Consider the following 4,067-nt stretch of genomic DNA (forward strand, 5'->3'; position numbering starts at 1 on the left):
CGACCTGGAGATGGCCACCGTCGAGTACATCGACTGGTACAACAACCGCCGCCTGCACGGCGAGCTCGGGCACATCCCGCCCGCCGAACACGAGGCCCTACACGCGATGACCCAGCCGGTCACCGCAGCCCTGAAAACCAGCTAACCAACTCTCCATCAAACCCGGGGCTTGACAGCCTTCTACACCAAAGCTGGCGGGCACGCCACAGCGGCCCGCATGGTGCGCTTCCCCGCAGGGTTCGAGTTGCCCGAGATTGAATACACCTGGGATGCAGACGCCATCAGCGGTCAGTGCGACATAACCGGGTGGGACGCGATCCGGTCGCCTAACTAGATGCTGCACGGAGGCTTGCTCTGCTGCCCGTCCCGGGCCAACATCCTCATCTGCCGCCGACCGGGTGTCACCTTGGGTAAGCGACCGCGGCGCCGAGGCCGTCGGGTCGTGCCGAAGAGCGGATGCTGAACTCGCCGACTGTACCGACGGGGACCGGGCGGCTATCCGAAGCGGTCAGCCAGCTTCGTCAGCTTGGTGACGTACGCCGGCCAGTCATAGTCGTGAGGGATGTTGGTGTTCTCCCGCCGCCGGCCGATCGCCGTGTCGTGCTGCTCGCGCATGATGTCGGCGTGACCGGCGTGACGAGCGAGGTCGCAGGTCACGTGGACGATGATCCTTTGCAGTGTCACGGCCTGTCCGCCTGGCCGCCACCACGACACCCGCCCCGGCGCGTTGAGCGGTAGCTGTTCGATCGTCTGATCCGCGAACACCCCGACACGTCGATACAGGTCGATCAGCCCATCCTTCGTCTCCTCCTCCCGCGCGTACCAGTCTGCCTGCGGGTCCTCCTCGAACGCCTGCATGGGGACCAGTTCCTCAGGCGTCGGGAATTCGCGCCCAAAGGTAGGCCCGAAGTAGCCGGCTTCGACATTGAGGCAATGCTTAAGGACTCCCAGCAGGTTGTTGCCGGTCGCGGTGCGCGGCAGTCTGGCTTCGCGTTCGCTCAGCCCGTCGAGCTTCCAAATCAGGTCTTCGCGAGTCGCCTGGAGGTAGTGGTGCAGCGCAGCCTTCGCATCGCCGAAGTCAGCCATGCCCGCCAGTCTTCCTTATGCGCCGAGCCATCGTGCGAGGTGTCGTCGGCAAGATCAGCGCCCGGCTGAAGCGGTTGGCATCCTCATCTGCCGATGAGAGTGCGTCGGCTAATACGGCAGTCCGAGATCGTGATGTGTGCGAGGGTTCCTGTCGTAACGCTGGACAGCCCACCGTGCCGCTGTACTGGCAGGCAGCGTCGCCCCACTGCCGGGGGCTTCTCATCGGCGGGTGCAGCAGCGACTGCCGCGTCTTGATCCTGTTTCACACGCGTGATGATCGCGGCGGCCGTGTCCCTACGTGGCTGCTCAGAAGTGCCGGGGACCCGCCAACTGGCGTCATGGTCTGCTCAGGGCCGCAGTGCCAGCTTGCCCACGGTGGCCCGGGCTTCCAGTTCCGCGAGTGCCTTCGGCCCCTCGGTCAGCTCATAGATGGTGGGCTGGCCGGGGCCGAGCACCCCGGCCGCGAGGAGCCCGAACAACTGGCCCATGACCTCGCCGAAGATCTGCGGTGCGGCCTGGATCAGGATGCCGATGTTCAGGCCGATGACGTGGATCTGGTGCTTGTAGACGAGTTCCCAGTTGGTGATCGCGGCTTCCCCGCCGGCCAGGCCGTAGACGACGACCCGGCCGGTGACCCGCTTGGTCGCGGCCAGGCTGGCGTCGAGGGTGGCGCCGCCGACCGAGTCCAGCACCAGGTCGGCGCCCGCGCCGCCGGTCAGCCGCAGGACGTCGGCGGCGAGGTTGGTGCCGCGGGAGTCGATGACGTGGTCGGCGCCCAGCGCCCGTACCACCTCGTGCTTGCCTGGCGAGGCCGTGGCGATCACCGTCGCGCCGTAGTGCTTGGCCATCTTCACCGCGGCCTGGCCGGTCCCGCCGGCAGCGGCGTGGATCAGCACGGTCTGCCCTGCGGCGACGCCGCCCAGCGGCTTGAGCGCCGCCAGCGCGGTCGGCCAGCTCACGACCAGGCCCAGCGCCTGCTCGTCGGCCCAGCCTGCCGGCACCGGGACCGCGGCGGCCGCGGGCAGCACCATGTACTCGGCGAAGGCGCCGCCTCCGATGCCGACGCCGATGACGTGGGCGCCGGTCTCCAGGTCGGTCACCCCCTCACCGACGGCGGTGACTTCACCGGCGCCTTCGATGCCCGCCAGATACGGCGGCTGCGGGCCGCCTGCGAACGTGCCGCGGGCCTGCGAGATGTCGACGAAGTTGACGCCGGCGGTGGTGACCCGGATCAGGACCTCGCCCGGGCCTGGGCTCGGTACCGGTGCGTCGGTGATCAGGCGCAGGTCCTGCGGGCCGTTCAGGGATGTCTGCTGCAGGGCGCGCATGGTTGCGGGAAGGCTCATGGCATCGGCTTCCTTTTTCTTTATCGAACGACCAACAGATCGTGGCACGGCCGTGCGGTGCAGGTCAAGGTAAACTTGATCGAACGACAAACAAGTACGGAGAGGCATCCCGATGGCTACTCGCGGTAGGCCGCGCACATTCGACCCGGACACCGCCCTGCGCCAGGCGCTGGACCTGTTCTGGGAACGGGGCTACGAGGGGACCTCGCTCAACGACCTGGCCGAGGCCATGGGTATCGCCTCGGCCAGCATCTACGCATGCTTCGGCAGCAAGGAGGACCTGTTCCGCAAGGTCATGGCGCTCTATGGCACGACCTCTGGCGAGCCGCCCAGGCGCGCGCTGCGCGAACAACCGACCGCGCGCGCCGCGATCCACGCCATGCTGCGCGCCACCGCCGATGAGATCACCCGCCCGGACACCCCGCACTACTGCATGCTCGTACTGGCCGCGCCCACCGGCGCCGTGGAAAACCACACGGTCCGGGAGTTCCTGGCCGACCGCCGGCGCGACCAGCACACCACCATCAAAGACCGGCTCGCCCGCGGCGTCACCGACGGCGACCTCACGGCGCCGCCCGCCAGCCTCGACGCGATCGCCCGCTACTACACCACCGTGGTGCAGGGCCTATCCGTACAAGCCCGCGACGGCGCCACCCGCGCCGAGTTGGAAGCGGTCATCACCTGCGCGATGGCCGCCTGGGACACGCTCATGCCGCGATGACAGTGCGCTGCCGCTTCGCGATCGGTGCCTTCGAGGGTGCCCGAACAGACCGTGAGATCGGGACGAGCCTCTGACAGCGGAGCCATGAACGGGTGCACGGATCTGCCGCTGTCCGCGCTCATGCCCAGCGCTGGCCTTCATGGAGGGATTGTCGGACGTGGCCGCTAAGGTCCCCGGGCAGGCCTAGCCGCCGCCGACCGCGGAGGCCGTGATGGAAAGGCAGAACGTCGTGGGCGCATCTGCGTGGAGCTACTTTGTCCCCTACCAGCCGCACCTGGACCGCGCGCTTCAAGAGCTGCGGCAGAGGGTCTTCGCGGAGGGCGACTACTACTGGGGCCTCGGCGCAGACTGGGTGCCTCCGGAGGAGCGGCGCCCACAGCCGCAAACGATCACGGAGCTATTCGCCGACGAATACGTCCAGGAGTGCGGGACCCACTCGATACTCGACATGGACCACGTGTTGGGGCCCGGGGAAGGGCCGGACTACCGTACCGTCGAGCCCGTGTCGGCAGCGGAAGCCAAGGAACGGGCGGGAACCGATCGGCTAACACGAGCGCACATCGACGCCATCGACGACCTCGTCCGTAGCCGGTGGTTCGGGCGCTGCGCCGTCCTGCACGACGACGCGGGTAAGCCCGCAGAGATCTACTTCTGGGGCTACTCAGGCGACTGATTCCGACGGCCACTGGCGCCCGTTGAGTAACGGCCGACCAGTCGCGACGCCATCAGCACCCAAACCGCCTTACGGCATCCGGCCCATGGCTTGGTAGTGGCTGTTCCCGAGCCGTATTGAGGTGCGCCGGTCTTGGAATATCCGCACATGCCGCAATCCGTGCTGGCAGCTTTGGGCGTACAGCCAGGCTTGCCGGAGACGGCTATCGCCGGCCCGACCGTCTCGATCCGCCGTAGAGATT

5 protein-coding genes are annotated in these 4,067 nt (G+C 67.7%); 3 read left to right on the forward strand and 2 right to left on the reverse strand.

The genetic code is table 11. The features are described 5' to 3' along the window. A partial coding sequence (locus ABZU69_RS36895; RefSeq protein ID WP_354968844.1) for an IS3 family transposase occupies window positions 1–145 on the forward strand: 145 nt, incomplete at its 5' end. A gap of 350 nt (window positions 146–495) precedes the next feature. On the opposite strand, the gene ABZU69_RS36900 is transcribed toward ABZU69_RS36895, so the two are convergent. Then, window positions 496–1,086, reverse strand: coding sequence for a DinB family protein (locus tag ABZU69_RS36900; protein ID WP_354968840.1), 591 nt, complete (start codon window positions 1,084–1,086; stop codon window positions 496–498). A 347-nt stretch (window positions 1,087–1,433) separates the two neighbouring features. Beyond that, the gene (locus tag ABZU69_RS36905) at window positions 1,434–2,432 is read right to left on the reverse strand and encodes a zinc-binding dehydrogenase (RefSeq protein WP_354968841.1); all 999 of its coding nucleotides are present in this window, start codon (window positions 2,430–2,432) and stop codon (window positions 1,434–1,436) included. 112 nt (window positions 2,433–2,544) lie between these two features. On the opposite strand from ABZU69_RS36905, the gene ABZU69_RS36910 reads away from it, so the two are divergent. Continuing rightward, complete coding sequence (locus ABZU69_RS36910; protein ID WP_354968842.1) at window positions 2,545–3,153, forward strand: helix-turn-helix domain-containing protein; 609 nt, start codon at window positions 2,545–2,547, stop codon at window positions 3,151–3,153. Between the two features lie 211 nt (window positions 3,154–3,364). Then, window positions 3,365–3,826, forward strand: a complete 462-nt coding sequence (locus ABZU69_RS36915; RefSeq protein WP_354968843.1) for a hypothetical protein — start codon at window positions 3,365–3,367, stop codon at window positions 3,824–3,826. Window positions 3,827–4,067 lie beyond the last annotated feature (241 nt).

Origin of the sequence: Micromonospora sp. NPDC005206, from assembly GCF_040608175.1 — a bacterium.
In the GTDB taxonomy this organism is placed as follows: Bacteria; Actinomycetota; Actinomycetes; order Mycobacteriales; family Micromonosporaceae; genus Micromonospora.

Coding starts and splice junctions, on each gene's coding strand:
- ABZU69_RS36910 (WP_354968842.1), top strand. CDS start 2,545: ATGGCTACTCGCGGTAGGCCGCGCACATTCGACCCGGACACCGCCCTG.
- ABZU69_RS36900 (WP_354968840.1), bottom strand. CDS start 1,086: ATGGCTGACTTCGGCGATGCGAAGGCTGCGCTGCACCACTACCTCCAG.
- ABZU69_RS36915 (WP_354968843.1), top strand. CDS start 3,365: ATGGAAAGGCAGAACGTCGTGGGCGCATCTGCGTGGAGCTACTTTGTC.
- ABZU69_RS36905 (WP_354968841.1), bottom strand. CDS start 2,432: ATGAGCCTTCCCGCAACCATGCGCGCCCTGCAGCAGACATCCCTGAAC.